Source organism: Rhodococcus sp. EPR-134 (assembly GCF_001647205.1).
GTDB classification, from domain to species: Bacteria; Actinomycetota; Actinomycetes; order Mycobacteriales; family Mycobacteriaceae; genus Rhodococcus_F; species Rhodococcus_F qingshengii.
In genome coordinates, this window is sequence record NZ_LVCT01000343.1 from 1 (window position 1) to 2,545 (window position 2,545).

Genomic DNA, 2,545 nt, shown 5'->3' on the forward strand with positions numbered 1-2,545 from the left:
CGCCCCGAGGACTTCGAGGCAAACCCGAAGAGCGGCAAGGTTTACGTCGCACTGACCAACAACACCAAGCGCGGAGTCGACGGTGGCGCCGCGGCCGACGAGGCGAACCCGCGCAACAACAACAAGAACGGCCAGGTCCTCGAAATCACCGACGACCACGCCGGCACCACGTTCGGCTGGAATCTTCTTCTCGTCTGCGGAGATCCAGCCACAGCCGATACCTACTTCGGCGGTTTCGACAAGAACAAGGTCAGTCCCATCTCGTGCCCGGACAACCTTGCCTTCGACCCGCACGGAAACCTGTGGATCTCCACCGACGGCAACGCACTCAAGTCCAACGACGGGCTGTTCAGCGTTGTCCTCGAAGGCGAAAACCGCGGTGAGACAAAGCAGTTCCTCACCGTTCCCGTCGGCGCCGAAACCTGCGGCCCCATCGTGGACGAGAAGCGCGTCATCGTCTGCGTCCAGCACCCCGGCGAGACCGACGACGCCAGCATCGAAAGCCCCGCATCCCATTGGCCAGACGGTGGTTCTTCCCAGCCTCGCCCGTCGGTAGTTGCAGCCTGGAAGAAGGACGGATCTCGGCTCGGCTCGTAACACACATGAAAACGACGTGGGGCAGATCGCATACTCTGCGATCTGCCCCACGTCGTTTACCTCAGATTCTCAAGAGAATCAGTTGTCACCGTCCTCGCGACGCTTACGCGTCAGGAGAACAACACCCGTTCCCAGCGCCAGCAGCAGAACCAATCCACCTGCTGCGAGCAACCCGGTGTTCACGCCACTCTCACCAGCGCCACCACCCGAGTTGATCGTCCCGCCCTGAGGAGCAGACGGCTTCGGCTGACCCGGCTGACCCGGGTTTGCTGTCGGCGGCTTCGGCTGTCCCGGAACCGTGCTCGGAACCGGCTGACCCGGAACCGTCGGCGGTACGACGATCGGAGGCACAACGACGATCGGGGGAATGATGATCGTCGGTGTAACCGGCACCGTCGTGTTCGGAACCGTCGTGGTCGGCGGAACTGTCGTGACCGGCGGCGTTGTCGTCGGCGGCGTCGTTGTCGTCACGCCACACGGATCCACAATCTCCTCCGCGACAACTTCTTCTGTCGTGGTCTCCTCTGTGGTGGTCTCCTCCGTGGTGGTGGATTCCTCCGTACCGGTCACATCAGCGTCACCGGCAGTGATCGCGCTAGCCGTCGTCGTCGCAACCGTTGTCGTCGGAACCATCCGCGTGGTCGTCGTCGGAGGAACACAGGGCTCCGTCGTGACCGGCGGCGTCGTGGTGGTCGTCGGCGGCACCGTAGTGGTGGTCTCCGGCGGGTCTATCGGGTGTTCGGTGCAGAGAGCGTCGCCCGGGACACAGTCCACTGGCGGGTTCTCGCCACCAACCACCAGGTAGTTGTTCAGGACACCCGGAGTGAATCCGGGACCTGACAACGTTCCGATCTCAGGATTGACCTTGACGGTGTACGTCACGGTCGCGCTCTCACCCTTGGCCAGCTTGCCGGTGACCGTGAAGACGTTGTCGACGACACCCGAAACAACCAGCGTGGAAGTGGTAGCCGGATCCTTCGTCATTACTGCATCGTCGAGAACGTCGGTGAGATCGTCGTAGAAACTGATCTCACCATCCGCGGTGCCCACATTCTTGAACGTGAGCGTGTACGTGATCTCCTGGCCGCCAACCACACGGTTCGTGGTGGACGGAACAGAGGACTTCAGTACCTCGATCGCGGGTGTGCCATCCACCGGATGCTCGGTCGTCACCGGCGGAGGAGTGATCTCCGGACCCGTCGGCGGCTTCGCAGTACCGGTGACCTTGTTGTTGATCAGAACCCCGCCGGCAACACCGTCGTTGATCTTCACCTGATAGGTCAGAACAACCGACTTACCGGCTTCCAACGCACCAGTCCACGAGAGCGTGGTGCCCGACAGGGTCGGAGCAGCACCGTCGACACTGTCGACAGTTGCCTTGAGCGAACCGTCCACCAACGTCGCGTTGTCGAGAACCTTCGACAGATCATCGGTCAACACCACCGGATCAAGAGTCGTGTTACCCGTGTTGGAACCGGTCACCGTATACGTGATCGTCTGACCCGCAGCAACATTGGTACCCGACACCGGATCCGCAGCCTTCGCGACCGTGAACCCCGGAACCTTCACCGGATGCGTCGTGCACAGTTGCGTCGCCGGATCACACACCTCCGGAGGATCAACCGGCGGAGTCGTACCCGGAACAACGAAGTTGTTCACGAACACCCCACCGACCACATCGGCATTGACCTTCACCGAATACGTCACCGTCTTCGTTTCGCCGGCCGCCAAGGTTCCCGTCACCGAGAAACCATCACTGCCGACCATCGTCGCAACCAACGGAGCATCAGCAGCCAAACCACTCAATGCACCCTTGTCCACAACCTGACGCAAATCATCGAAGTACGCGACCTCACCCGCACCGTTACCGGTGTTCGAGAACGTGAGCGTGTACTTGATGTCCTGACCGGCAACAACATTCGAACCCGACACCGGATCCGCAGCCTTC

The 2,545-nt window shown here is 61.5% G+C and carries 2 protein-coding genes; one reads left to right on the forward strand and one right to left on the reverse strand.

Going from position 1 to position 2,545, the window contains the following annotated elements:
• Window positions 1–597 (forward strand): PhoX family protein (locus A2J01_RS15430; RefSeq protein WP_156519287.1); only part of this gene is annotated, 597 nt, incomplete at its 5' end.
• 78 nt (window positions 598–675) lie between these two features.
• On the opposite strand, the gene A2J01_RS15435 is transcribed toward A2J01_RS15430, so the two are convergent.
• Window positions 676–2,545, reverse strand: a 1,870-nt coding sequence (locus tag A2J01_RS15435) for a DUF7927 domain-containing protein (RefSeq protein ID WP_156519288.1), incomplete at its 5' end; no start/stop codon positions are given.